This window comes from Segeticoccus rhizosphaerae, assembly GCF_005222685.1.
In the GTDB taxonomy this organism is placed as follows: Bacteria; Actinomycetota; Actinomycetes; order Actinomycetales; family Dermatophilaceae; genus Segeticoccus; species Segeticoccus rhizosphaerae.
In genome coordinates this window covers 1-23653 of sequence record NZ_SWMA01000049.1, presented here as the reverse complement: position 1 = coordinate 23653, position 23653 = coordinate 1, and the positions used below count along the sequence as shown (strand labels likewise).

Sequence of the window (23653 nt, the reverse complement as noted above, 5' to 3'; positions counted from 1 at the left end):
ACCTATGACGAAGCAGTCGCCTGGGCACACCGCCAACCAGCAGCCGCTTGACGGATCAGAGCCCTGGGATATCTAGGCGACCGGCATACCGTCGGCGGTGGTGAGGCGTCCGGCCAGCCGGTGCCACCGGATCGGCTCAGCACCGGTACTCTGGGGCCCATGACGTCGTCCCTGATCTCATTGGTCACCGCGGAAGAGCACACGCGCGAGCTGCCCATGCCGTCGATCGTGTTCGGCCTGATCTCGGTCGGCGCCTTCCTGGTGCTCCTGGCCTTCCTGTGGTCGTTCCGCAACACGGCCGCCGACCACCGCCCTGAGGCGAGCCGCGAGCACGGACAGGGCGAGAAGCACTGACGCGACGTCTGGGGGTCATGGGCGGCACCTTCGACCCCATCCACCACGGTCACCTCGTGGCCGCCTCCGAGGTGCAGGCCCGGTTCAACCTCGATGAAGTGGTCTTCGTGCCGACCGGCAAGCCGTGGCAGAAGGACGACCAGGCGGTCACCTCGCCCGAGCACCGCTACCTGATGACGGTCATCGCGACCGCCTCCAACCCCCGCTTCACCGTCAGCAGGGTCGACGTCGACCGCCCCGGTCCCACCTACACCCTGGACACGCTGAGCGACCTGCACCGCGAGCGACCCGACGCGGAGCTGTTCTTCATCACAGGCGCCGACGCCCTCGGGCAGATCCTGTCGTGGAAGGGCGTCGACCAGCTCTGGGCGCTGGCCCATTTCATCGGCGTCACCCGTCCGGGACACGAGCTGTCCAGCACGGGGCTCCCGACCAACGGCGTGACCCTGCAGGAGGTGCCCGCCATGGCGATCAGCTCCACGGACTGCCGCGCGCGGGTGGGCGACGGGGAGCCGGTCTGGTACCTCGTGCCGGACGGCGTCGTGCAGTACATCGCCAAATATCAACTGTACCGGCCGCGCCAGTCCTCCTCTGGCTCACCGAAGGAGAACTGAGTGACCGCCACACCACGCGCCATCGAGCTCGCCCGCGCCGCGGGCGCAGCGGCGGCGGACAAGCTCGCGACCCGCGTGGTCGCGATCGACGTCAGCGACCAGCTGGCCCTCACCGACGTGTTCGTCATCGCGTCCGCTGCCAACGATCGTCAGATCAAGGCGGTGGTCGACGCGGTGGAGGAGAGCCTGCACGCCATGAAGGTCAAGCCGATCCGCCGTGAGGGCGAGCGCGACGGACGCTGGGTGCTGCTCGACTTCGGTGACATCGTGGTGCACGTCCAGCACGACGACGAGCGGGAGTTCTACGCGCTCGAGCGGCTCTGGAAGGACTGCCCGGCGATCGACGTCTCCGTAGAGGCCTGAGGTGGCCGGGGGGCGCGGCAGGGCGCAGGTGCGACGGATCGTCGTCGTCCGCCACGGGGAGACCACCCACAACGCGCAGGGCATCTGGCAGGGGCAGCTCGACACGCCGCTCTCGGCGACCGGTCGGGCCCAGGCGGCTGCTGCGGCGGCCGCGCTCACGGCATACGAGCCCTCCGTCATCCTCAGCAGCGATCTCGAGCGCGCGGCCGAGACCGCACGGAGCATCGCCTCCGTGGCCGGCCTCGAGGTCACGTATGACGAGCGGTTGCGTGAGATCCACGTCGGCCAGTGGCAGGGAATGACGGCGGGGGACGTCGCGGAGCGGTACCCGGAGCTGCAGGCCGCCCTGGCGCAGGGGCAGGACCTGCCGCGCGGCGTCGACGGTGAGACCGTGGCCCAGGTGGTCGAGCGCGGGCGGGCGTCCCTGGACGAGCTGGTGGAGCGGCTGACGCCGGGGGAGTGCGCCGTCGTGGCGACCCACGGGGTCACGGGGAGGGCGCTCGCAGCGTCCCTGGCCGGCATCGACCAGCACACGGCCTGGACCGCGATTGGCGGCCTGCACAACTGCCACTGGGCCGAGTTGAGCGAGGGCCGCCTCGGCTGGCGGATCACCGCCTGGAACGTCGGCGCCTGACCCGCCCACCCGCTCGTTGCTGGGGGACCGCGTCATCGATGACGCCATCGCCCAGCAACAAGGCGGGGGTCAGGCGGTGAAGACGACTGAGGCCTCGTCGGTGAGCGGTCGGAACGTGAACGACTCGATCAGGTAGAGCGTGATCTCGTCGTCGTCGTGGTGCAGGTAGCCGATCGACGTGTCCTGGCCGAGGTGCAGGTCGTAGTCGCCACCGCGGGTGGACAGCAGCACCGCCCCCTCGATCGCCGGAGCCCAGACGATGCGGCTCTCGAGCTGCCGGGCGACCTGGTCGTAGACCGGGTAGCCGTGGTCGCGGGTCTCGTTGAGCCTGGTGTAGGCGTCGGCGCTCACGACGAGGACGTAGGGGCCCTCGACCCCGGCGAGCCGCAGGCCGGACATCGCCTGGGCCACGACGTCGGGGAACTCGCGCGCGTCCTCGGGCAGCGCCATCCGCGGGTTGCTGGTCGTCTCGGCGATGCCTCGGATCCCGCCGCCGGCGAATCCGCTGAAGATGGAACGGTCCTCGGCGAAGGCGAGTTGCTGGGCCGCGTCCTTCACCGGCTGCCAGTCGGAGTCGAGCGACCCGCGCTCCACGTCGTCCACGTCCTCACGCCTGAGGACGAACGGGATCTTGAGCTCCACCACCGGTGACACCTCGCGCTGCCGGGCCTGGACACCGTCCGGAGTCGTCACGGCGGGGCGGCGGTGGCCGGTCGAGACCGACGCGAGCCCGATCCCCTCGGGCCCGTGGACGTCCACGACCCGGCGTCCGGCCAGGTTGCGTTTGAAGGTGCGCGCCGCCTCCTCCTCGATCTCGTCCCACGCAGTGTCGGAGATCGGTGCCAGCTCACGGTGCAGGTTGTTCATGGGTGGTGCCCTCCTTGGAGACTGCCGATGCCGAGCGATCCGTCGCGCTTGGCCGGGGGTGGTGCGGTGTCGCCGGGTGCCCGCCGGGTCGGGTCCGTGTCGGCGAGCTGTTCGGCGATGGTGCCGGGTTCGGGCGCCGAGTCCTCCCCGCCGTCGCCGAGGTCTGCCAGTGACTCGAGCAGCTCGAGGGAGGGGACGAAGAAGTTGGTGCCGGTGACGGCGGTGGAGAAGTCGAGGACCTTGTCGTAGAGCCCGGGCGGGTTGCCGATGAACATGTTGCGGAGCATCTGCTCGGTCACCCACACGTCCCGCGCGTAGCCGATGTAGTAGAGGCCGACCTCACCCGAACCCGGTGTGCCGAAGGGCATGTTGCCGCGCAGGATGTCGCGGTCGTTGCCGTCCTCGTCCTCGATGGTGTTGAGCGCGACGTGCGAGTCGGGCGGCTGGACATCGTCGGGGAGCTCGACGTCGTCGATCTTGGTGCGACCGATGATCAGCTCCTGGTGCTCGGTGCTCAGTTGCTGCCAGCCGTCGAGGTCGTGGGTGTACTTCTGCACGATGGCGTAGCTGCCGCCCGCGAACTCGGGGTCCTCGTCGCCGATGAAGACCGCGTCGACGAGCTCCTGGCCGGTCGGGTTCTCGGTGCCGTCGACGAAGCCGAGCAGGTCTCGGGTGTCGAAGTAGCGGAAGCTGTGCGTCTCGTCCACGACGGCCACCGCGTCACCGAGCTGGTCGAGGAGCAGCCGCTCGAGCTCGAAGCACAGGTCCAGCCGCTCGGCCCGGATGTGGAACAGCAGGTCGCCGGGGGTCGAGGGCGCCTCGTGCTGGTCGCCCCGGAGCGGGATGAACTCGTGCAGCTGTGCCGGCCGGCTGCGTGCCCCGAAGCGGTCCCAGGCCTGCGAGCCGATCCCCACCGCGCAGGTGAGGTTGCCGTGCAGGCTGCGGAACCCGACGGCGCGCACGAGCGAGCCGACGTCGGCAACCACCGATCGTGCGGTGTCCCGAGCTGCGTCACCAGGGTTGATGGTGAGGACGAGGAAGATCGCCGAGGCGGTCAGGGGACCGGCCACGGCCTGGGGCTCGGGACCCGTCGCGCGTGCCTGCGGCATACGGTCGACCTCCTTGCTCGCGGGCTGCCCAGCCTAGGACGTCGGGGGCCGCGGCTCGCCCTCGGGGCAGCACGTCCCACGGCCAGCGCCTGTCTGTCGACGGGATCGGGGGATTCGCCCGCGGGGACCTCCCGATTTGCTGTCGAGGTGGTGTTTGCGGATACACTCTGTCGGTCCCCATCGGGGGCGTCCACGTGAGCAATTCGCGCGGGGCTGTGGCGCAGCTGGTAGCGCACCTGCATGGCATGCAGGGGGTCAGGGGTTCGAGTCCCCTCAGCTCCACCGCACGCACAAGGCTCGAACCCTTGCCAACAGTAACGTTGGTCGAGGTTCGGGCCTTGTTCGCGTCTGCGGCCCAGGTCAGCGCGTTGGCGTTGACCTGTGGATCGAGGAGCATCTCGAAGGGTCGGTTGTGCTCGACGCGCAGCTCGTTGTCCTCGTCGATGAAGACCTTCGTGAAGAACGCCTGGTTGCACAGCCGCCGGTTGGTGTCGTCGCAGCGGGTGTAAATGTCAGCGCAGTTGGCGAGCAGTCCGAGGGCGTCGTCGAGGTGGGCGCGGGCGTCGGCGTAGTCGCCGAAGTGCGCATCGATGCGGCGGGTCACCTGGTCGAGTTCGGCGACGATGCGGTCCTGCTCACGCTTGAGCACTGAGAGCGGGATCGCGTCGGCATAGTGGGCCTGCATGAGCCGGTCCTGCTCGCCTTCGAGCCGGTCGCGGTTGGTGGTGAGGCGTTTCAGTTCCTCGGTTTCGGCGGCCATGAGCCGGTCGAACTCGTGGTGCAGCATCCCTGCGAGGGCGTCCTGCTGGGCGGGCGTGATCTGGACGCGGGTGTAGTAGTCCTCGACGAGCTTCTCGACATCCTCGATGAGCATCGCTTGGCGTGTGCAGTCGGTGCGCTTGGAGTGTCGCCCGGAGCATACGAAGTAGCAGTAGACGTTGCCGTGGCGGTTCTTCGCGTTGGAGACGATGAGTCGGGAGCCGCACTGGCCGCAGTGGATGGTGCCTTTGAGGTAGTGGCCGTGGACTTGGGTCGCCTCGACGGCGCACTGGTGCGCGGTGAGCACGGACTGGACCTGGTACCAGACCTCGGCAGGCACGAGCGCCGGGTGGTTGCCCTTGTAGCGGGTGCCTCGGTAGATGACATCGCCCTTGTAGTACGGGTTGGTCAGGAGTCGGTGGATGGTGGACACGGCCAGCGGCTTCGCCGGCCTCTTCGGCGTGGGCAGGCTTCGCAGCCCGCGTGAGGTGAGTTCGTCGTGGAGCTGGCTGACGCTCCAGTTGCCCGAGGCGTACGCCTTGAACGCCCACTCGATCATCGGCGCTCGCTCGGGATCGAGCTCGATCGTGCGAACCTCGCGGCCGAGTTCGTCGCGCTTGCGGACGTTCAAGTACCCGATGGGCGCTCGTCCGTTCGTGCCGCCACCGATGGCCTTCTGGGTCATGCCCTTGGAGACCTCGGTGGCGAGGTTGCGGGAGTAGAACTCGGCGATCGTGGACATGACGCCGTGCAGCAGCATCCCCGACGGGGTCTCGTCGATGTTCTCGGACGCGGACACGAGCATGACCCCGCACTGTTGGAGTGCAAGGTGGATGCTCACGTCGTCGGCGCGGTTCCGAGCGAGCCGGTCGACCTTGTGAACGATGCAGTACGCGACCTTGTTGGCCTTGACGTACTGGATCATCCGCATCAGCTCGGGCCGGTCGGACGACTTGGCCGAGGCTCCCGCGTCGACGAACTCCTCGACGATGCCGGCGCCGAGCTGTTCGGCCTTACGCCGGGTCGCTTCGCGTTGGGCTGGGATCGAGAAGCCTTCGTCGGTGCCGCCCTTCTCGGCCTGCTCTCGGGTCGAGACTCGCAGGTACGACACGGCGGCAGCCATTGTCTTGGGTGGGTCGATGAGGCTGGCTGCCGGATCGTCGGCGATGGTGGTCATCGGGGGGCTCACTCTCACGCGGTTCGACCCTCGCGCTCCCACTGTTGGTGGGAGGGGGTGTTGATCGTGAGAGCAGCCGATGAAGGCTGTAGGGCGAGACTCGATGGTCTCGGTGCGTGTTGCCCGCCGAGCGGCGAGGTTTAGGCCACAACACCCCGCATCGCGAGGCTTGCACGGTTCATTCTACCGGGCGGCTTCAGAGGCGGCCAGGCCATCCGTCGTCGCCCGGTAGGTGTCGGGCACCCGCGCGGCCTCGCGGGCCGCGCGGCTCTCGCCGGTCTCCTGCAACGTCAGCCGGATGAGAACCTCGGCGAGCTTGTGCAGGTCGGCGCGTTCGCGGTGGACGGCCCGAACGGAGAACGACCGCTCCTCATAGGGGCGACGGTCGGTCTTCTTGGCATAGCGGCTCATCGGTCTATGGCGCTTCGTCGTCGTCCAGGCTGGCGTAGAACTCGTCTTCGGCCTCCTGGCGCTTACGGACTTGGGCGATGACGAACTCGACGAACTCGGTGTCGCGGTCGGTGAAGGTGAAGTCCTGGATCGTGGGTGCAGGGTCCTCACCGGGCCACGCAGCTTGTCGGGTCGGGCGATCACGGTCGCCACGGGTGCCGCAGGCGGTGACCCAGTAGCGGAGGCGCTCTCGTGCGTCGGCGAAGTCGCGGTGCCAGCCGAGCGGCGCGGATGCGTTCTGCTCGGGGTCGTAGGCCGCGAGCCAGTGCAGGTGCAGCGCCGACAACTCCCAGACCATCTCCGGGTGGTGGTGCCAGAACGGCGGCACTACCGCGACGGTGAGGCCGTAGGTACGTCGCAGCCAGTCAACCCACCGGTTCAGCGCGAGCCATTCCTGCTCCAGCTCGTGCGCCGTCAACAGGTTCCAGTTCACGGGATGAGGCGGCTCGGGCATGTCCGCGTTGGTGACGCGGGGCGGCCCGTCGAAGACGTCCGGCTCATCCATCTCATGCTGATCGCTCATGGTGCTGTGGCTCCCGAACTCACATGCTGACCGGGGCGTGCGCCGCGGTCGCTGCTCGCTGCGTCGGCTCGTACGCCGCTGCGTCCCGGCCGACTCCATTGCGCGGTGTGCGATCCACCTCGTAGCGGGTCCGCGCGGCGTCATGGCCGATCTTCTTGGCGACGAACTCTTCGCCCTCAATCGCCTGACCGTTGCGCTCGTAGTTGACCGGCCGCGTGTAGCCCTCGGCGACGAAGTTGTCGCCCTGGGTGAAGTTCGCGTGCGCGTGCTCAGCAGAACGCCCGAACATCACCAAGTGGTGGTAGGTCGTCTCGGTCTGCGTGAACGATCCGTCGTCCTCGCGGCGGAAGTGCTCCTTGCCGATACGAGCGAAGAACCGGGCGTCTCCCTTGGTCGTCTCGGTGAGCAACGGCTCCGACGCGATGAAGCCTGACAGCGATTCCTGGGTGTGAATGGCCATGATGGCCTCCTCCTGACTCGGGCGACCAACTCGTGTGGGTCGCTCTGTCAGGCAGGTGCGCCCCTGATTCCCAAGCGCCGTCAGGACGTGGGCCGGTGGCGCAGCAGTGCTTCGAGTTCGTCGCGATCCCTGCGGAGCTGCGCGACGTCGGGCCGGGTGGGCCAGGCGCGCAGGTCGGTGACGATGGGCGGCGCGGAGCGCAGCATCGTGATGCCGGTGCCGAACGGCAGAGTGCGGATGCGGTCTGGCGGCAGAATCGGGACGCGGCGGATCGAGCGCTGGTTGGAGCGGGTGCCGTGGTCGCCGAGGGTCACGCTGTCCGTGTACTCGTCACGCTCTCCGATGAGGGTGGAGAGGTCTTGAAGGTCACGGCTGTTAGATGCGCCGCCGAGGATGATCTTGACGATGCTGGCGTCCCAGATCGCGCCGGCCTGGTGTTCACTCCACCGGTCGCGAGCCTGGGCGAGGGACTGCAACACAGGCATGGTCGTGATCCCGGTGCCGCCGCCTTCCGCCATGAGCGTCGGCAGTGACGGCAGCGGCGCGAGGTTCCCGATCTCATCGAGCGCGAGCAGCAGCGGCGGGTCGAGCCGTGCTCCGGGTGAGCGTGCGGCGAGTCGGCGGGCGGTTTCGATGAGGTCTTCGACAAACGCCGCGACCAGCGATGCGGAGGCTCCTGCTCCGGCTCCGGTGGCGAGTAGATAGAGGGTGCCTTGTTCAGTGAGGAAGGTCTCGGGGTCGAAGTGCTCGTGCGTGCCTGGTGTGACGGCATCGAGCACTCGGGGGTCGGCGAGTGCGGCGAGTGCGAGGGAGACGCCTTGCCAGATGCTGTCGCGGGTCTTGGGGTCGGCGTCGATCATCGCGGCCAGCGAGTCGTCCCAACCCATCGCCGCATTGGGGTGGGAGTTGAGGATGGCGACGGCCTCGGATGCGGCGCTGGGGTCGAGGGTCCACCTGAACAGCTCGGCCGGCGGGCGGCCGTCGAGCGCGGCGGCGTGCAGCAGGCTCTGGAGCGCGGTGCGGGTCTTGCCTTCCCAGAACCCGCCGGACTCGACCCCTCCGGCGGACAGTCCGGTGGCGGCGGCGAGTCCATTGGCGCGGATCATCGCGGTCAATGGATCGTCGCAGCCGCGAATGGGTGACCAGCGCAGCCCGGCGGGGATGCCTTCGGCGAGGTGTTGGGGGTCGAACACGGCGACTGGCCCGCCCTTGCGGCGTCGGGCGCGGAGGGTCGCGGTGAGGTTGTCGGGCCTCGTGCTGGTGGTCACGACCGCTCCGGGTGCGTCAAGGATCGCGTTGATGACGACATGCAGGCCCTTGCCTGAGCGGGGTGGGCCGATCAGCAGGATCGAGTCCTCGACTGATGCCCAGACCTTCGTGCCACGACTGGACCCCAGGAGGTAGCCGACATCTTGTGGTACTGGCAACTCCAAGGAGGGCCGCAGCGTGGCCGCGCGGTGAAGCAGCGCTTTCGCGGATGCTGCGGTCTTGACCTCGTGGCTGGTCGCGATCCCGGCGAGTCGGTGCGGGTCGGTCTCTGTTTTCCGCGTGTGTCGGCGCAGCACGATCCACACCCAGACGATCCCGGCGGCGAGTCCGCCGAGCAGCGCCGCGCTGACGAGCCAGTAGACGACCGGATTGAGCCCGTCGGCACCGAGCACGGTCGCCGGATCACCGGGGTCGAACAGCACGGCGAGCCCCACCGCTGCGCCAGCGTCGGGCTGCGGTGTACCGGTGAGGAACGCGGCGACGCTGCCAGCCGCACGGAGGACGAGAGCGATCCCGAACATGCCGACCAGGCCAATGAGTGCGGCGTTGGTGAGTTCGTCGCCCATGCCCCCGGCTTGCCGCTGGTTCATGTCAGCCGCCGCACCGCGAGAGTGCCCGAGATGCGCCCCAGCAGGATCACCTCGTGTGTGCCGTCGGGCAGGTCGTCGAGGTCGATGAGCGCTCGGGCCTCCCCGGTTCCGGTGGCGTCGGTGTGGGAGACGATCGTCGCCACGGCGACATCCTCGCCGGGCACGAACCCGCCAGCGGTGACCTCCGCCAGACGTGGCGTCCGTCGGGCGTGGCGACTTCGACGAGTCTCTGGCACAGGGTTCTCGGACGGGGCCACGGCGCGTCGGGGCTTGCGCGTGCGGAGGATGTCGGTGAAGACGCTGCCGTCGTTCTCGCGCACCTCGACCCGGACCGCGATCGTGCGGTCCTGGGTGATGGCATCCATGAGTGGCCCGAACGTCGCCCGCGTCCACACGATCGCGTCCGGCGACGCGAATGGTGCTCCATCGACCATCGCGGTGAGGGTGCCGTCTCCGGTGACGGTGACGACGACGTGCGGCAACTCGACCGGAGCCGTCGTCTCGTCCTCGCTCGGGATGGGGCGGCGCGGGCCATTGAGGTTCATCGGTGGCCTCCCGCTGCGCGGCTGCTGGTGTCGAACAGGGCGAGTTCGTCGGGGTGGAGTTGGTGCTGGCAGACGAAGCTCCTGGCCTTGATCCGCCACAGGCCTTGTCCGACGCCGAGGTTCGGCAAGAGCTGCTGCTCGGTGCCGGTCAGGCCGAGCGCGGTCGCGGTCGGCCCGAGCTGGTCGGACTCCTGCCGGTACACGATCCGCGTCTCCGCATTCGCCAGCAGCGAGTTGGCCAGGGAGCGCATGGCCGAGCCCTGGTCGCCTACGTTGTCGAGGTCGGTGAGCTTGTGGAAGATCAGCATGTTCGCGATCCCGTAGTGCCGTGCGAGTCGCCAGTGCGCATCCATCCGCCGCAACAACGCCGGGTGGGACATGAGTCGCCATGCTTCGTCGTAGATCACCCACCGCTGCCCACCTTTCGGGTCGAGCAGTGCGGATTCCATCCACGCCGACGAGCACGTCATCAACACCGAGATCAGGGTCGAGTTCTCGGTGACCCGCGAGAGATCGAGCGAGATCATCGGCAACGACGGATCGAACGCGACCGTCGAAGGCCCATCGAACAGACCGGCCAGGTCGCCGGCGACGAGACGGCGCAGCGCGTGGCCGACGAGCCTGCCGGCCTCGGCCAACCGGCCGTCGGCATTCCGCGCTCGGGGCGAGGATGCGGTCAACGACCATCGGCAGGATCGGCACGTCGTTCTCCCGCACAGTCTGGGTCAGGGCGATGTCGATCGCGGTGTGCTCCAACGGCGACAACCCGCGCGCGAGCACGGTCTCCGCGAGCGCGCCGATCAGGTCACGACGCCGCGCGGCGACGGTCGAGGCCCACTGCTGGTCCGACAGGCCGCTGGGCCGGTGGCCTTCGTCGAGCGGGTTCAGGCGAGTGTTGAGTCCATGCCCGAGGACGATGGCTCTGCCGCCGACGGCGTTGGCGACGGCGGTGTGTTCGCCCTTCGGGTCGCCGGGCACGTACACGCGCCGCCCGAACGGTAGCGACCGCGTGTAGAGGGACTTGGCCAGCGATGACTTGCCGGAGCCGACGATCCCGGCCAGCACCACATTGGGTGCCGTGATGATGCCGCGTGCGTAGAGCACCCACGGGTCGTAGACGAAACTGCCGCCCGAGTACAGGTCCTGGCCGACGAACACACCATCGGCACCGAGGCCACCCTCAGCGACAAACGGGTACAGGCCCGCCAGCGTCGCCGACGTGTCCTGATGCCGCGTCAGATGGAACCGACCAGGGGTGCGCAATCGCGCATTGCCAGGTTCGCCGGCCTTCGGTAGGTAGACCGTGGCGCGCCGTTCGGCACGTTCCTCCTCGGCCTTCGCCTTCGCTGCGGCGATCGCGGTCCTCCGTTGCTCGGCGTGGAGCCGGGCCTCGGCCTTGCGGCGCTGCTTACGGAGCTTCCGCCGCTCCTTCGACGGTGCCACCAGGACAGCGGTGTGCAGCCGCGCGCGATCCTCGGTCACCGCACCAGCCCCCGCGCCTGCTTGACCGCCGTGATCTTCGCCGGCTCGAACCACGACCGATCCCGCTTCGCCGTCGGCAGATCGGCCCGTTCCGGGGCACCCGGCGAGGAGTACGACACCAGCAGCTCCGGCCCAGACTTCACCGGAGCGGACTCGACCTGTTCGGCGTCCAGGCGTTCTGCCTCCGGTTCGGTGTAGCGGCGCAGGAGCGAGACGTAGCCGACGTGCGGGTTGACGACCAGCGCGTAGTCGCCCGAGATCGCCACCCGGTCGTTCGTTCCCTCGCCGGGCTCGTCGTAGACGTAGCCGTTCTCCAGCGCGGCCTGTGTGGTCTCGTCGCCGTAGTCCCACTGCGCGAGGAAGTCCACCGCATCGACATGCCCCAGCTCACCGAGGATGCGCAACGGCCTGTCGGCCTCCTCGCCCTGGAGGAACACCACACTGACCCACCGCGCCGGCGCGGCCTCCTCGACAGCGGGCTCGGGATGCCAAGCGATCCGCCCGGCCGCGATGAACCCTTCCGCGAGCCGGTCAAAAGCCCGGTCGACGAGATTCGCCGCCCGCCGCAGCTCTTCCGCAGTGGCGAGAGCGTCCCGCACTCCTGCCTCGTGGCTGCCGGCGTCGTTGAAGGCGTGCGCGGCCTTGCGCTCGTGGACATCGGCGATCTGGTCGAGCGCCTGCCGCAGCGACCGCATCCCCGAGGACAGATCACCGATCACCCCATACATCTCGGCGGGCTGATCGAACCCCCGGCTCGCGTGGGCCAACCCTCGCAGCGCCTCCGACGCCTCAGCGGCATCGGCAGTCGAATCGAAGAACGTGGGCATGGTGACCTCCTGGTGCCGTGTGACGGGGAGGTGCGCACCAGCGAACGGAAAATGTCGGTGGTGCGGCCTAGCGTTGTAGGTGACACGAGGGCAAACGAGGCAGGAGCACGACAGAGTGAGCGCAAGTCAGTACCGAGGACAGCTTGACCGCAAGCGCAAGCAGCGGATCGACGCGGATAAGAAGGCGGGTGAGTACCGGTCGAAGGAGTCCTCGAAACGTGCCGATGCCGCCAAGGCACGGCAGGCTGCCGCAAAGACGACGAACAGTTCCACCCGCAGCAGCAAGTTGCGGGACGCCGAGCGCCGCGAGAAGGAAGCGGAGACTGCGGGCAAGGAGGCCAGCCGCTGGCAGACACGGGCAGCCGGCTACGCGAAGGACGAGGCCGCGCTACAGACCAAGCTCTCCCGTGCCGAACAGTCGGAGGCCGATGCCGCCGAGAGACGCCGAAAGAGCGAGCAGCAGCGTGCCGACCGGCGGGCGGCGGCTGAACGTGCCCAGCTTGAATCGCGGATCAGTGGTGCCGAGGTAGCCGTCAGTCACGCGCTGCGTCAGCTCCCAGCGCCCAAGCCGGAGAAGCTCCGAGTGCTCATGCTGGGTGCTTCGGCCGAAGGTGACCTCCGCGTTGGAAGGGAGCAGAAGCGCATCCGGGCAGCGGTCGAGTCGGCTTTGCACCGTGACCAGATCGAACTCGATGTGCGGCCAGCAGCAACCACGGGTGACCTACTGGACGGCATCACGAAGTTCCGCCCTCACGTAGTCCACTTCTCGGGCCACAGCAACGACGACCTGATCGTCTTTGAGGATGAACTAGACGAACCCCACGAGGGAGTGATCGTGACGGCGCGAGCCTTCGCACGCGCAATCAGCGCAACCGACGATCCTCCACTCCTCGTCCTGCTGAACTCCTGCAGCTCCGCGGCCCAGATTGACGACCTGGTGGCCCAAGTCGTGCCATTCGCGATCGGGATGGCCGACAGCATCGAAGACGCCGATGCGATCAACTACGCCGCACAGTTCTACGCGGCAGTCGCAAACGGGCAGTCCATCAACTCTTCCCACCTGTCGGGACAAGCTGCGCTCGAACTCGCGGGACTGGAAAGCGCTGACCTGCCGACCCTGGCCTGGGCGCCCGACGTCGATCCGTCAACCACGATCCTCGTCAGCCCCGAAGGCTGAACTCAGACCCGACGGCAGAGCGGTAGAGCGGCGGCTGTGAACGCGGCTGCTTGCTGGCCGACGAGCAGCCGGGTCTCGCAGGAGGCTTGGATCGCGGCCTGCTCGATGGCGGCGACGGCGGCGTCGAGTTCCTCGACGGTGGGTGCGGAAACGGCGATGAGGCCGGTGTAGCGGAGGATGCCGTGACCGGCGGTGAGGTCGGCTTCTTGTTGGAGCACGTCGTGGTACTCGGCGGTTTGGGAGGCGTCTTCGATCTGGCCGATCTTCGCTCGCTGGGCCTGGTCGGAGATGTGTTCGACCTTCTTCTTGCGGATGTCGCGAGCAGCAGCGTCGGAGCGCATCGGGGTGCAGATCAGTGAGAACGACCGTTGGATGCCGGTGGACAGCAGCACCGGGGACAGGAATCCCGGATAGACGAGCGACCGTGGCCACTCGCTGACCCAGAGCACTGCATGGTGAGCGGAGTCGGTGCGCAGCTTGCCCCAGGACTCGGTGACGGCGACCGGCCCGGCGGTCGCGAGGGACTGGCCGAGCCTGCCGTGGCGTTCCAGGGTGGCGGCGATGGCTGGGTCGTAGGCGGAACGCAGCATCACCGCGATCTGCCCCGGTGTCAGCCATCCCGACGGCGAGAGGTCGGCGGAGCGCAGCGCGGCGACGAGGGTGTTCATCTCTTGCCGCAGGACGGCTGCGGCACCGCGTATCCCGCCTCCCGCGGTCCTGATCTGCCGTGCCGCCGTCTTCATGTCCAGTGATAGCGAGAGCGTGGTGGCGTGGCGTTCGCCGGCGGGTCCCGCGCGGTCGATGAGTTCGGCGTAGGTGTCGGCCGCCCACGACCCGTCCGGGGTGCCGTGGGTGGCCCACCATTCGGTCAGTCCGGTGCCAGAGTCCGGCAGCGTGCGCTCCAAGACCTGAAGAGTGGCGATCCGCCCGGAGCGGCAGACGGTGGCCAGCACGCGGCCCCAGGAGCTGACGCGGCGTTCCTGCTCGCCGGGATCGAGCAGCACGAACGCGGGATGGGTGACCTCGCATATCACGGTCAACGTGGCCGCGTGGGGGTCGTGGATCATCCCTGCGCTGGTGTCAGGGTCGGTGTACTCGCGCAGTCGCGCCATGTCTCCGGGCAGGGCGAGGGTTCCGACGGGACGCGGGACGACAATCCTGCGCCGGTACAGCAGTTGCCCGCCGGTAGTGCGCCACAGCCACCAGCAGGCGATGGGCAGCCACTCCACGACGGGCCGGCGCGCGATCGGTATCCAGGTCAGCGCGGCGGCGAGTACCCAGATCGGGGCACTGTAGGCGAGCAGCATCCCACCTCCGGCGTAGAACGCGCCGATGAGCGTGGCTCCGCCGATGGCGAGCGTGATGAGCTGGGTCAGCGACAGGCCGAGGAGGACACCGCGGCGGGTGAGGCGGGAGAACTTCACCGGCACGAGCTCGCCCGCGGTGGGCCGGTCGTTGTTCGTGCTGCTCATCGTCTACTCCTTCGGTGGGCGTGGCGCGGGTGGCGGGGGTTGCTTCGGCGGCCGTGACGGGTCGGTGCTCGGCGGTCGTGGTGCCGGGCTCGACGGCGGCGCCGCAGGCGAGGCGGCGGGCGGTGGCGGTGTTTGCGCGGCTGCGTCGGCGGCGTTCTCGCCCTGGGTGCCCAGCGCGGTTCCGGCCTTCGGCCCGGCGGTCGCGGCACCCTTGGCGACACTCGCCCCGACCACCACCCCCGCCGCGACGGGACCGGCCGCCGCTGCGCCACCCCCGCCTGCTGCTGCAGCTCCACCACCGGCTGCGCCTCCGCCGCCCGCGGCGGGTGCCGGTGCTGGGGTCTTTGGCGGTGGCGGTACGCTGCTTCCTCCACCGGAACCTCCGCTCGCGTTCCCGCCGCTGCTGCTGGTTCCGTCGAGCACTTTCTTCGGGTCGCCGCCGCCTTGCGGCTTGGTGGGGACGGGGATCGGCCGGTTGAGTGCGCTCTTGGCGTCCTGTTCGGAGCCGATTGCGTGGTACATGTCGAACCCGACGAACGCGATGAACTTGTACGTCAGGTACGGGGCGAATGCGGCCATCGCCATCAGCACGATCCCCGCGATGGGATCGCTGACCGAGGCGAGGTCGGCGTCGATCGGTGCGGAGACCTGGGTGATCGCGACGAGGAACATCACGACGAGGACGAGTTTGGAGCAGATCAGCGCGACGACGAACATCGCCCACTTCCCGATCCATCCCCGCGAGGCGTCCCAGGACGCGCCACTGAACGCGAGTGGCGCGAACACGACCGCGACCAGCAGGAGTGCTTTCCTGACGAGGAGGGACAGCCACACGATGGCGGCGGCGGTGATCGCGAGGCCGGCCATGAAGATCGTGATGATCGCTCCGACGCCGGGTGCGGCGATATTGATGCCGACCAGCCCTGCGGCGAGGAGGGCGATCTTGTCGCCCATCGACTCGGTGCTCTCTCCGGCGGCTTGCACGATCCCGATGCACAGCTGGTCGACGACTTCCAGCAGCAGCGCAGTGAGAGTGATGACCACGAACGACCCGAGGACGGACTTCGCCAGCCCGAGCGCGGCGCGGGTGAGGGCGGTGGGGTCGCGTCGGATCAGCCCGGTGATGAGTTGGAGGCAGAAGAAGATCAGCATCACGAAGACCGCGATGCCGAACAGCAGGTTGTAGACGGCGATGTAGCCGGGCTTGGTGACATCCACCAGCGTCGTGGTGTCGAAGACCAACCAGACCGCCTCGAACAGCCACCCGGCGGCGGCACCCATCGCCTGGGCGAGCCAGTCGAACGGGGCCGCGACCAGAGAGGCGGCTCCTTCGCCGACGGCATCGCAGACCGAGGAGATAACGGGAACGTCGCACACGCCCATCACGAACACCAGCTCTCGATGACAGGCGGGTCAGACGGACTGGCCGACGTTCCAGAAGAAGTTGATGAGCGTCACGCTCGCGCCGCAGATCACCGCGGCACCGCAGGAGACGAGGACGCCGATCTTCCCGCGTGAGGCGAGGTGCGGGTTGGAGGAGTTCGCGCCGAAGCCCCACACGATCGCGGACACGATCAGCGCGAGCACGGACAGGATGAGGCCGATGGTCATCATCGCGCCGACGATGGTGCGCAGTTGGTTGATCCCCGGCAGGCCGTTGGTGTTGGGGTCGATGTTGATGTCCATCGGCACAAATAGCGGCGGCGCGGACATGACGGCGGCGAGCAGATCGAACACGGTAGGTCTCCTTGGCGACGGGCGACCCGCCCACGAACTCGCAGACGGGGTACACGCGACAGGTGCACCCCGTGACCCCTCGACAGCGGAGACGTCGATGCCCACGCCGGTGAGGACGTGGGCATCGCGGGCTCGGGTGGTGTTCAGTGTCAGATTTGTTGGCCGAGGTTGAGTAGCCAGTTCATCCAGGCGACGCCACCGCCGGCGAGGACGGCGGCACCGACGGCGACGAGGACTCCGATGCGTCCCTTGCTGGCGGTGGCGTAGTTGCCGTGAGCCGTCGCGATGGCCCACACGATCGCCGAGACGATCAGCATGAGGACGGCGACGATCAGGACGAACGTCAGGAGCGCGCCGACCACGGCGCGCAGGTCGCCGATGCCGCCGAGCCCGTCGAAGTCGGGGAAGACACCCATCGTCGATCACCCTGCCTTGACTGTGACGTGGAGGTGGTCGTAGTGGCCTCCGGTGATGGAGGCGGGGTCGTGCATGCCTCCGCCGTTGTAGGGTCGCCAGCCCTCGGCGTCGCGGGCGACGGACCAGATTTGGCCTTGCCAGATCAGGTACTCGACGCCGAGCACGTCGGCGTTGTCCTTCATCCAGTTGGTGACCTTCCAGCCGGCGTCGAGCTGGGCCGGGGTGGGTCGCTGGCCGATCCGGTTGCCGAAGGTGATGTCGCACGCCCGCCCGAGCGGATGCTCGGATTTGGTGCCGGGACGCGGTGAGTAGCAGCCCCAGTCAGTGCCGGGGAACGCGGTGAGGGTCTGCTGGTAGAGGTGGAGCATGCGGGCGGCGATCTTGCCCGAGCTGGTGGGATCGTCGACGAGCCGGTCGGGGTCTCCATCGACACCGGTCGGCGCACCGCCGGTGGTGGTGTTGCAGGCGGCGGGTGATCCGCTCGTCGCTGTCGGCAGGTTCGCGGCCCCGTGCTGGTTGAGCCAGGCGGCGGCGTCGATTGCCTCACTGTTCGTGCCGCCGGGCCGGACCTCGAAGTGCAGATGTGCGCCGGTGCTCATGCCGGAGGAGCCGACATCGCCGATGTGCTGCCCGGCGCTCACCCGGTCTCCGCGGCGGACGTGGATACCGCTCTGCCACATGTGCGCGTACGCGGTCGCGACGGTCTGGCCGTCGATGGTGTGCTCGATGACGATGAGGCCGCCGTACCCGCCGGTGAACTCCGCGACGGTGACGGTGCCGTCTGCGGCGGCGAGGATCGGTGTGCCGTCGGGCGCGGCGAAGTCGGTGCCGGTGTGCATCTTCCGTTCGCCCGTGATCGGGTGCACCCGCATCCCGAACGGCGAGGTCAGCACCCAGGTGCCCTCGGGCAGTGGGAACACCACCCGCGACGACGACACCGCCGGGCCGCCCGCACCGCCAGTAGCACTGCCGTCTGTGGCGAGGGCGGTGAGGATGCTGTCGGCGACGGGCGCGTAGTTGCGGTAGCGGTCGGGGTAGGCGGACACTTCGACGGCTTGGGCGGCTTCGCCGGGGTCCATCTGTTGCCAGCCGGGGATGTCGAGCAGGCCGCGCGGTGAGGGGTAGTTCGGGCCGGTCGGCCCGCCGAAGAACGCTCGCGCCTGATAGTTCGGGTCCATCAACTCTGCGACGGTGCCCCATCCCGATTGCGGGCGCATCTGGAACAGGCCGAGGGAGTCGTGGTCGCCGCCGTTGCCGTCGTTCGGGTAGTTCGCCGACTCGGGGTAGGTGCCGGTGTTGGACAGCATCCGCAGCGTTGACTCGGTGAGCGCGGCCATCAGCGCGATCTTGATTCCGGGCCTGCCCACGTCGGTGATGCCGTTGCCGACGGCGATGATCGTGGCCGCGTGCGTGAGCTGCTGACGGTTCAGCGTGAAGGTCTCGTCGTTCGCGGTGGTCACGGTGAGCGCGTCCGGGATCGGTCCGAGGTTCACGGTCCCGGCAGGTGTGGCGCAGTACGCAGCGGCGGGGTTCATCAGCACCCCGATGCCGAGGAGTGCTGCGGCGGGGGCGAAGAACAGCAGTGCCAGGGACGCGATGGCGGCTTTGCGGAACACGACGCCAACACCTTCAGCGCAGCGGGTTGTCGAGCTGCGAGAGCCGCAGCAGATGACACGTCGGATACGTCGGGGCGCAGACGACGAACACGGTGAACGCGACCGGATGCTCGCTGGTGACCGGTTGGCCGTTCCATTCCCCGGCGCGGTGGCGGGTGCCCTCGATCGTGACGGCCGTCGTTCCTGCCGCGAGCTGCCCCGGCTGGGCCTGCGTCAACGCCTCGGCCCAAGCGTCAGGCACGTACGCGGTATCGATGGCGAGGTGCTGGCGGGTGACGTACTGCCGCAGCTCGATCCAGGCATCGCGGGTCGGCAGGTACGCGGCCACGTCGGAGGCGAGCCCCGCTTGCTCGTCCCCGCTGGGGTCACCGACCGCGAGGATCGCTGAGGTGTAGTCCAGCGGCCGCAGCCCCGAGGCCGTGTTCCACGCGAACAGAGTGGATGCGACGCCCTGAGCGAAGGTCTCGGGATTGGCCGAACGCGGAACCGATGGAACCCGTGGTGGCTGCGGCGTGCTCGGTGCCACGGTCGGCGGTGCCGTCGCGACTGGGCGGGGTTCCGGGCCGGGATCGGGGCTGGTGTTGCTGCGGGGGCCGGTGAGGAGTCCGTAGACGCCGACTCCGGCCAGGAGCAGCAGGACGATACCGGCGGCAATGAGGGCGACGAGTCGGCGGCGGTTCCGGGGATCGGTGGGTGAAGGGCTCATGCCGAGCAGGTGCACACCCGACACCCATGCCAGCGGTCAGAGCGCTCGGAGTCGTGGCCGCTCCGTCGTGCCTTCGCGGGCGGCTCGGAGTGCGTCGGCGAACCGGACGGTGCCGTCGGTGGTGGCGAGGAAGTTCTCGAACTGCTCCTCGGTCAGCTCGGCAGCGAGTGTGTCGGCGTCGTAGTGGGTCCACCAGTTCGTCAGTTCACCCCAGGTCTGGACGAACGCGCGCACCGGGTAGCGGACGGGTTGCCCGTCGTCGGTGACGAGCGGCAGCGGGCGCGGTGAGGTTCGCTTGCCCTTCTTGATCGACTTCGCGCGGGCTACGGCGGCCTCGGCGCGGGCGTGCAGCTCGGCCTCGCGCCGCTCGCGTTCGGTGGTGTCGGTGTCGCGGATCGCTTGATAGATCGGATGCACCGGTTCACCGGCCTCGATCCTCTCCAGCCCAGCGGCGGCCTCGGCGCGCAGAGTCTCGGGCTGGGTGGGGTTGCCAGCGATGTCTTCGAGGTAGCCGATCTTCTCCAGCGTCGTGTGCGAGGCGCCGCCAGGAATCATCGCCGCCGCCTGCTCCCGGGTCTTCCCGAGTGGTCCGTTCGACGGTGGTGCAAAGTTTGCACCACCGTCGTTTCCCGGTTGGTTCTCGCTGCTGAACTGGGTGGCGCTCTTGCGGCGGGCGGCGTCTTCGGTCATGACCTGCTTGAGTTCTCGGTACAGACCAGCGGCTTCGAGCTGCGTGTAGGGCTTGTGAAGCATGTTGTCGTCCTGCTCGGCGAGGAGCTGCCCGAGCCGGTCGGACAGGCCGCTGCGAACCCACACGTTGACGGTGCGCCAGCCGAGCTTCTTGATCGCGGCCAGGCGTCGTGCCCCGCAAACCAGCACGCCGTCGATGGTGATCGTGAGCGGTTGCAGCAGCCCGTCGCGCCCGATGGAGGCCGCGAGTGCGTCTATGTCGCCGAGGTCGGCGCGGTGCCGGGTGCCGACGAGGATCGAATCGACGGTGCGGTCGAGCTGAATGCTGCCGATCTGTGGCTCGGTCACGATGACTCACCGCCCCCACCACTCGGCGCGGCAAGTGCGAGCGCGAGGATCAGGTCGTCGTCGCGGAGCAGCAGGTCGAGGGTCTCGCCGAGCAGGAGGCGGAGCAGGATGCCGCGACCGCTGCTGGTGGCCACGTAGGCCGGGTGCGGGTTCCCGAGTAGCGCTTTCAGGAGCGCGGCCCAGGAACGGCGCGGCAGGTCGAGCAGTGCCCGCGCGTGCCGGTCGCGGCGCAGCGCCTCGTAGGCGGACTGGCGGGCGCCGGCCTTCATCAACGCCCCGCAGACGTGCTCGACAGCGGCCCGTGCGGTGTCGGTTGGCCAGTCGAGCAGACACAGCATCGCGATGGCGTCTTCGGCCGCCGATCCGGCGGACATGCACGCCTGCGCCGACCCGAGACTGTCGCGCGGTTCCGGTTCGAGGTCGCTGGGACGCAGGTCGGTGGTGTGGAACGCGGGGTGGAAGTCGGCCAGCGCGGTGTCGCGTTCGGAGAACCGTTCGGGGTCGTGGAACGCCGAGACGTGCGCGCGGCGGGCCTGGTGCACCGAACAGAGCAATCCTTGGGCGCGTTCCTCGTAGACGCAGGTGATCCGCACGGCGTGGGTGATGATCGCCCACGGATCGTTGGCCTGGCGGGTCGAGCGGTACTGCATCGCGTCGAACGCTGCCGTGACCGCTTCCCAGGTGTCGAGCTTGTGCTTCCTCGCGAGAGCGCGGTACTTGTCGGCGGCGAACTCCATCAGGTCGCGGGCTACCGGGTCGTGAACCCAGGCGTCCTCGCCGCCCTCGGCAAGGCGGTTGAGCAGGGCGCGCAGGCCCTCGCCGGTGGTGAAGTCCTCAGCCCCGTGGGCCGTCAACTGCTCGGTGCTGGTGCGGGTTGGTGTGATCATGGTGTCGGCACCTCCTGGCAGGCAGGTGCGCACTCGCTCCCACGAGTGCGTCCTGCATCCCGATGCCGTCGCAGCCATGACCTCTCACCACCGTCAACTCATCGAGACCCCGGACCGGGACATCTGCGACGCCGGTGCGGTGCTGCGCCCGAACGCCGAGATCGGAGGCAGCCGCCGGGCGCGATCCCCGAGATGCCGAACGCCGGCCCCGATTGGGGTGCGGGTGCGGCGCGCGAGCTCGGCCTGGAAATCGAGACCCCGCCCGGCAGCGTGCGCCGAGTGCCGAGCGATCAGGTCGGTGGGGCGCACCCACTCCACGCCGCGCCCGCGAACGAGCGCGTGCTGCTTGTCGTCGCGGGCGACCTGCGCGGCCCGCACCGCCTCCGGCGTGCTCGTCGCCTCGGCGGGCTCGGGGCGCTCCCGCGGCTCCTCGGGCATCAGCCGCACCGGATCGGGCCTGGCGGCGTCGCGGTGCTGCGGGTTGTCGGTGGTGTTCATGGGGTCGTCTCCTCCCGCTCGTCGGCGGTGTCGGTGGTGTCAGTGAGGTGCGCGACGGCGAACCAGCGGCCCACCGTCGAGGGATGCACCCCGAGTTCGCGGGCGATCCGCTTGTTCGACCAGCCCGCCTCCCGCAGCTCCCACCCCAGGGCACGCCGATTCGCCACACCGTCGTCGCGACGGCCAGCCTCCGTCTCGCCGGACGGCAGCGGGGGCATCGACTCCGCGGTGACCGTCGAGAACGACGCGGCGCCGGCAGGCCCCTTGTCGGGGTCGGGGTCTGTCGTGCGGGTGAGGATCACGGTCAGGTGCGTGATGGCCAGCAAAACGACGGGCGGCACCGCTGCGACCGAGGCCGCGAGCATCCTTGGAATATCTGCGTCTGCGGCGACGACGGCATGAATGGCGTTCGCCGTCACGGACACGAGCGCGCCGCCGACCAGCAGCGCCCACGGATACCAAGCCGAGCGTTGCCTAGCGAGGGCGACGACGGCGACCGTGGCGACGACGATGATGCCGTCCACGATCAGCGGCCACGCCCACGCCTGCCCCGCACCGATCCCGGAGCGCGCGGCCAGATCGGCCAGCGACGTGAACGACAGCCAGAACGCCCCAGCGGCGATGAACACCGTCCCCGCGACCGCCGTCATGGCAGCCCAGCGCCGCCCGTCCGATTCACGCCTCACAGCCCCGCCCTCCCCAAGGCTGCGGACGGCGGGCTCGCCGTGCGACCGAACCACCGACCCGCGCCCTGGCTCCGCCGATCTGACGGGGCCTCGGGCGCGGGCTGGGTGGCGCGGTAGGCGGAGCGCACGGTCGTGGTGATCTCGCGATCGCCCAGACCTGCCGACTGTGCCGCCGCGCCCAAGGCGTCGAGGGCATCGGTGGGTGAGACGCCGTTCTCGGCGAGGCGGCAGGCGGCCCAGAAGAGGCCCCGGTTCCGCTCGCCCTCACCCCGCCCGGCAACCCACGCCGCCAACCGCTTCCCATCAACAGCGACCGAGGTGCCGCCGGCGCGTGGCGGGGCGACGGTGCGCGGGTCGAGGAAGTCCCGCAGACGGGCCGCGTCCACCGAGCTAACCGAGTGCGCGGCGATGTCGGCGACCTCGTAGCGGCGGACGTGGCCGTCGATGATTCGTCGGGAGGGCGGAGCGATGATGTAGCCGCCGTCGCCCCGGAAATCGACACCCGCGGTGGCTGCCTGCCACGACCGCTGCTCGCTGCCTAGTGTCGCCGGGAAGTAGACGTGCACGCCACCGGTCGGTGTGCGCACCAGCAGACCCGCTCCATCTACGAGCCCCGCGTCGGAGGCGCGCTGGAACGCCGCCCGGCCATCGTGGGTGCCGTGGACATCGACATCGACGACGACAACGCCCGATACCGCTCCCGTCGGGATGCCGATGTTCGCATTCGGTGTGCGCGACCACCACGCGGCAACCTGTTCCGGGTCGCTGCTCGCGTCGAGGAACCCACGGCGGGTCAGCGGACGCTTCCCCTCCACGAGGCACGGGAACACGGGCACGCCGGCCGCCGCGAGGCTCCGCGCAGCGAACGTCAGGCTTGGTGAGCGATCCACGCGGATGAGCGCTGCCAGGACATCGAATGGCTCGGGCATCACAGCCCCCGACCTGCCAGCTCGGGCACAGGCGCAGCGCGCGGCCGATCAGCCTCCACCGAGGGCGCTGCCGTGCGGGCGGTTCGCGGACTGGGGGTGTCGCGTTCGAGGCCAGGCGGGGTGCCATCGCCGACCTGGAGCGTGTCGAGCTGGTCGAGGATCGCCAGCGCGGTCTTCCGCACCCGCTCGCCGGTGGCCTGCACCACCTGGACGGGCTCTTGGCCGTCCACGCGGGCGGCCCAGCTCGAGACATACGGGATCGTGTACCCCGCGGTGTCCATGCCGTGCGCCGCCCCGATCATCAGCGCGACGGACTCGGCTTCGACCTCGCGGATGCCGCGATGCTGCCGCGCCTCCTCGTCGTCGGGATCGTGCATCACAACATGCGCGAGCTCTTTTCCGCACCAGGGCTGCAGGCTCGTAGTGGTGGTCGTCCGAATTTGGGTGGCGGCGAACTGCGTGCATTG

The 23653-nt window shown here is 69.1% G+C and carries 25 protein-coding genes, 1 tRNA gene and 3 pseudogenes; 7 read left to right on the top strand and 22 right to left on the bottom strand.

The window, feature by feature from the left end:
* The first annotated feature begins 159 nt into the window (after positions 1–159).
* Genes FCN22_RS19945 through FCN22_RS19930 form a run of 4 tightly spaced genes read left to right on the top strand, consistent with a single transcriptional unit; the run spans position 160 to position 1965 of the window.
* On the top strand, positions 160–354 hold the full coding sequence (locus FCN22_RS19945) for a hypothetical protein (RefSeq protein WP_137123313.1): 195 nt from the start codon (positions 160–162) through the stop codon (positions 352–354).
* Positions 351–968 carry a nicotinate-nucleotide adenylyltransferase gene (gene nadD / locus FCN22_RS19940; protein ID WP_274381648.1) on the top strand — a complete coding sequence of 206 codons (618 nt, stop codon included), beginning with the start codon at positions 351–353 and terminating at the stop codon, positions 966–968. The genes FCN22_RS19945 and nadD overlap by 4 nt, the downstream gene beginning before the upstream one ends.
* Positions 969–1331: a ribosome silencing factor gene (rsfS, locus tag FCN22_RS19935; protein ID WP_137123311.1), complete on the top strand. Its 363-nt coding sequence runs from the start codon at positions 969–971 to the stop codon at positions 1329–1331.
* A gap of 1 nt (position 1332) precedes the next feature.
* Positions 1333–1965, top strand: a complete 633-nt coding sequence (locus FCN22_RS19930; protein ID WP_238384868.1) for a histidine phosphatase family protein — start codon at positions 1333–1335, stop codon at positions 1963–1965.
* A 69-nt stretch (positions 1966–2034) separates the two neighbouring features.
* Here FCN22_RS19930 and FCN22_RS19925 read toward each other — a convergent pair whose 3' ends face one another.
* Both FCN22_RS19925 and FCN22_RS19920 read right to left on the bottom strand, forming a co-directional pair.
* Positions 2035–2832, bottom strand: a complete 798-nt coding sequence (locus FCN22_RS19925) for a family 1 encapsulin nanocompartment shell protein (RefSeq protein WP_137123310.1) — start codon at positions 2830–2832, stop codon at positions 2035–2037.
* Positions 2829–3941 carry a Dyp-type peroxidase gene (locus FCN22_RS19920; RefSeq protein WP_137123309.1) on the bottom strand — a complete coding sequence of 371 codons (1113 nt, stop codon included), beginning with the start codon at positions 3939–3941 and terminating at the stop codon, positions 2829–2831. Before FCN22_RS19920 ends, FCN22_RS19925 begins: the two co-directional genes overlap by 4 nt.
* A gap of 209 nt (positions 3942–4150) precedes the next feature.
* On the opposite strand from FCN22_RS19920, the gene FCN22_RS19915 reads away from it, so the two are divergent.
* Both FCN22_RS19915 and FCN22_RS22410 read left to right on the top strand, forming a co-directional pair.
* Positions 4151–4223 (top strand) — tRNA-Ala (locus FCN22_RS19915).
* 130 nt (positions 4224–4353) lie between these two features.
* Positions 4354–4593, top strand: coding sequence for a hypothetical protein (locus tag FCN22_RS22410; RefSeq protein ID WP_238384867.1), 240 nt, complete (start codon positions 4354–4356; stop codon positions 4591–4593).
* A gap of 243 nt (positions 4594–4836) precedes the next feature.
* On the opposite strand, the pseudogene FCN22_RS22405 reads toward FCN22_RS22410, so the two are convergent.
* From FCN22_RS22405 to FCN22_RS19875, 8 genes and pseudogenes are all read right to left on the bottom strand, one after another.
* A pseudogene (locus FCN22_RS22405) lies at positions 4837–5823 on the bottom strand (recombinase family protein); the annotation flags it as partial.
* 237 nt (positions 5824–6060) lie between these two features.
* A complete protein-coding gene (locus FCN22_RS19905; RefSeq protein ID WP_137123308.1) occupies positions 6061–6288 on the bottom strand; it encodes a hypothetical protein in 228 nt (75 codons plus the stop codon).
* A 4-nt stretch (positions 6289–6292) separates the two neighbouring features.
* Positions 6293–6832, bottom strand: coding sequence for a hypothetical protein (locus tag FCN22_RS19900; protein WP_137123316.1), 540 nt, complete (start codon positions 6830–6832; stop codon positions 6293–6295).
* Between the two features lie 37 nt (positions 6833–6869).
* Positions 6870–7310 carry a single-stranded DNA-binding protein gene (locus FCN22_RS19895; RefSeq protein ID WP_137123307.1) on the bottom strand — a complete coding sequence of 147 codons (441 nt, stop codon included), beginning with the start codon at positions 7308–7310 and terminating at the stop codon, positions 6870–6872.
* Between the two features lie 80 nt (positions 7311–7390).
* A complete protein-coding gene (locus tag FCN22_RS19890) occupies positions 7391–9169 on the bottom strand; it encodes a type IV secretory system conjugative DNA transfer family protein (protein ID WP_137123306.1) in 1779 nt (592 codons plus the stop codon).
* Positions 9166–9714: a hypothetical protein gene (locus tag FCN22_RS19885; RefSeq protein ID WP_137123305.1), complete on the bottom strand. Its 549-nt coding sequence runs from the start codon at positions 9712–9714 to the stop codon at positions 9166–9168. The genes FCN22_RS19890 and FCN22_RS19885 overlap by 4 nt, the downstream gene beginning before the upstream one ends.
* Positions 9711–11196: pseudogene (locus FCN22_RS19880) on the bottom strand (VirB4 family type IV secretion system protein). The gene FCN22_RS19885 and the pseudogene FCN22_RS19880 overlap by 4 nt, the downstream one beginning before the upstream one ends.
* The gene (locus FCN22_RS19875; protein ID WP_137123304.1) at positions 11193–12023 is read right to left on the bottom strand and encodes a hypothetical protein; all 831 of its coding nucleotides are present in this window, start codon (positions 12021–12023) and stop codon (positions 11193–11195) included. Before FCN22_RS19875 ends, FCN22_RS19880 begins: the two are co-directional and overlap by 4 nt.
* 115 nt (positions 12024–12138) lie before the next feature.
* Between FCN22_RS19875 and FCN22_RS19870 the strand changes: the two genes are divergently transcribed.
* Positions 12139–13200, top strand: a complete 1062-nt coding sequence (locus FCN22_RS19870; RefSeq protein WP_137123303.1) for a CHAT domain-containing protein — start codon at positions 12139–12141, stop codon at positions 13198–13200.
* 2 nt (positions 13201–13202) lie between these two features.
* On the opposite strand, the gene FCN22_RS19865 is transcribed toward FCN22_RS19870, so the two are convergent.
* From FCN22_RS19865 to FCN22_RS19810, 12 genes and pseudogenes are all read right to left on the bottom strand, one after another.
* A complete protein-coding gene (locus tag FCN22_RS19865) occupies positions 13203–14672 on the bottom strand; it encodes a PrgI family protein (protein WP_137123302.1) in 1470 nt (489 codons plus the stop codon).
* 3 nt (positions 14673–14675) lie between these two features.
* Positions 14676–16055, bottom strand: a complete 1380-nt coding sequence (locus FCN22_RS19860) for a conjugal transfer protein TrbL (protein WP_137123315.1) — start codon at positions 16053–16055, stop codon at positions 14676–14678.
* 30 nt (positions 16056–16085) lie between these two features.
* Complete coding sequence (locus FCN22_RS19855) at positions 16086–16385, bottom strand: DUF6112 family protein (protein ID WP_373681359.1); 300 nt, start codon at positions 16383–16385, stop codon at positions 16086–16088.
* A gap of 173 nt (positions 16386–16558) precedes the next feature.
* Complete coding sequence (locus tag FCN22_RS19850; protein ID WP_137123300.1) at positions 16559–16825, bottom strand: DUF6112 family protein; 267 nt, start codon at positions 16823–16825, stop codon at positions 16559–16561.
* Positions 16826–16831: 6 nt separating this feature from the next.
* Complete coding sequence (locus FCN22_RS19845; protein WP_137123299.1) at positions 16832–18442, bottom strand: M23 family metallopeptidase; 1611 nt, start codon at positions 18440–18442, stop codon at positions 16832–16834.
* A 13-nt stretch (positions 18443–18455) separates the two neighbouring features.
* A complete protein-coding gene (locus FCN22_RS19840; protein WP_137123298.1) occupies positions 18456–19148 on the bottom strand; it encodes a hypothetical protein in 693 nt (230 codons plus the stop codon).
* Between the two features lie 36 nt (positions 19149–19184).
* Positions 19185–20186, bottom strand: coding sequence for a ParB N-terminal domain-containing protein (locus tag FCN22_RS19835; RefSeq protein WP_137123297.1), 1002 nt, complete (start codon positions 20184–20186; stop codon positions 19185–19187).
* Positions 20183–21073, bottom strand: a complete 891-nt coding sequence (locus tag FCN22_RS19830) for a hypothetical protein (protein WP_137123296.1) — start codon at positions 21071–21073, stop codon at positions 20183–20185. Before FCN22_RS19830 ends, FCN22_RS19835 begins: the two co-directional genes overlap by 4 nt.
* Positions 21074–21166: 93 nt before the next feature.
* Positions 21167–21571: a hypothetical protein gene (locus FCN22_RS19825; RefSeq protein WP_137123295.1), complete on the bottom strand. Its 405-nt coding sequence runs from the start codon at positions 21569–21571 to the stop codon at positions 21167–21169.
* Positions 21568–22221: a DUF2637 domain-containing protein gene (locus FCN22_RS19820; RefSeq protein WP_137123294.1), complete on the bottom strand. Its 654-nt coding sequence runs from the start codon at positions 22219–22221 to the stop codon at positions 21568–21570. The genes FCN22_RS19825 and FCN22_RS19820 overlap by 4 nt, the downstream gene beginning before the upstream one ends.
* A 32-nt stretch (positions 22222–22253) precedes the next feature.
* Complete coding sequence (locus FCN22_RS19815; RefSeq protein WP_137123293.1) at positions 22254–23186, bottom strand: bifunctional DNA primase/polymerase; 933 nt, start codon at positions 23184–23186, stop codon at positions 22254–22256.
* Positions 23186–23653, bottom strand: a pseudogene (locus FCN22_RS19810) (hypothetical protein); the annotation flags it as partial. The pseudogene FCN22_RS19810 and the gene FCN22_RS19815, both read right to left, overlap by 1 nt.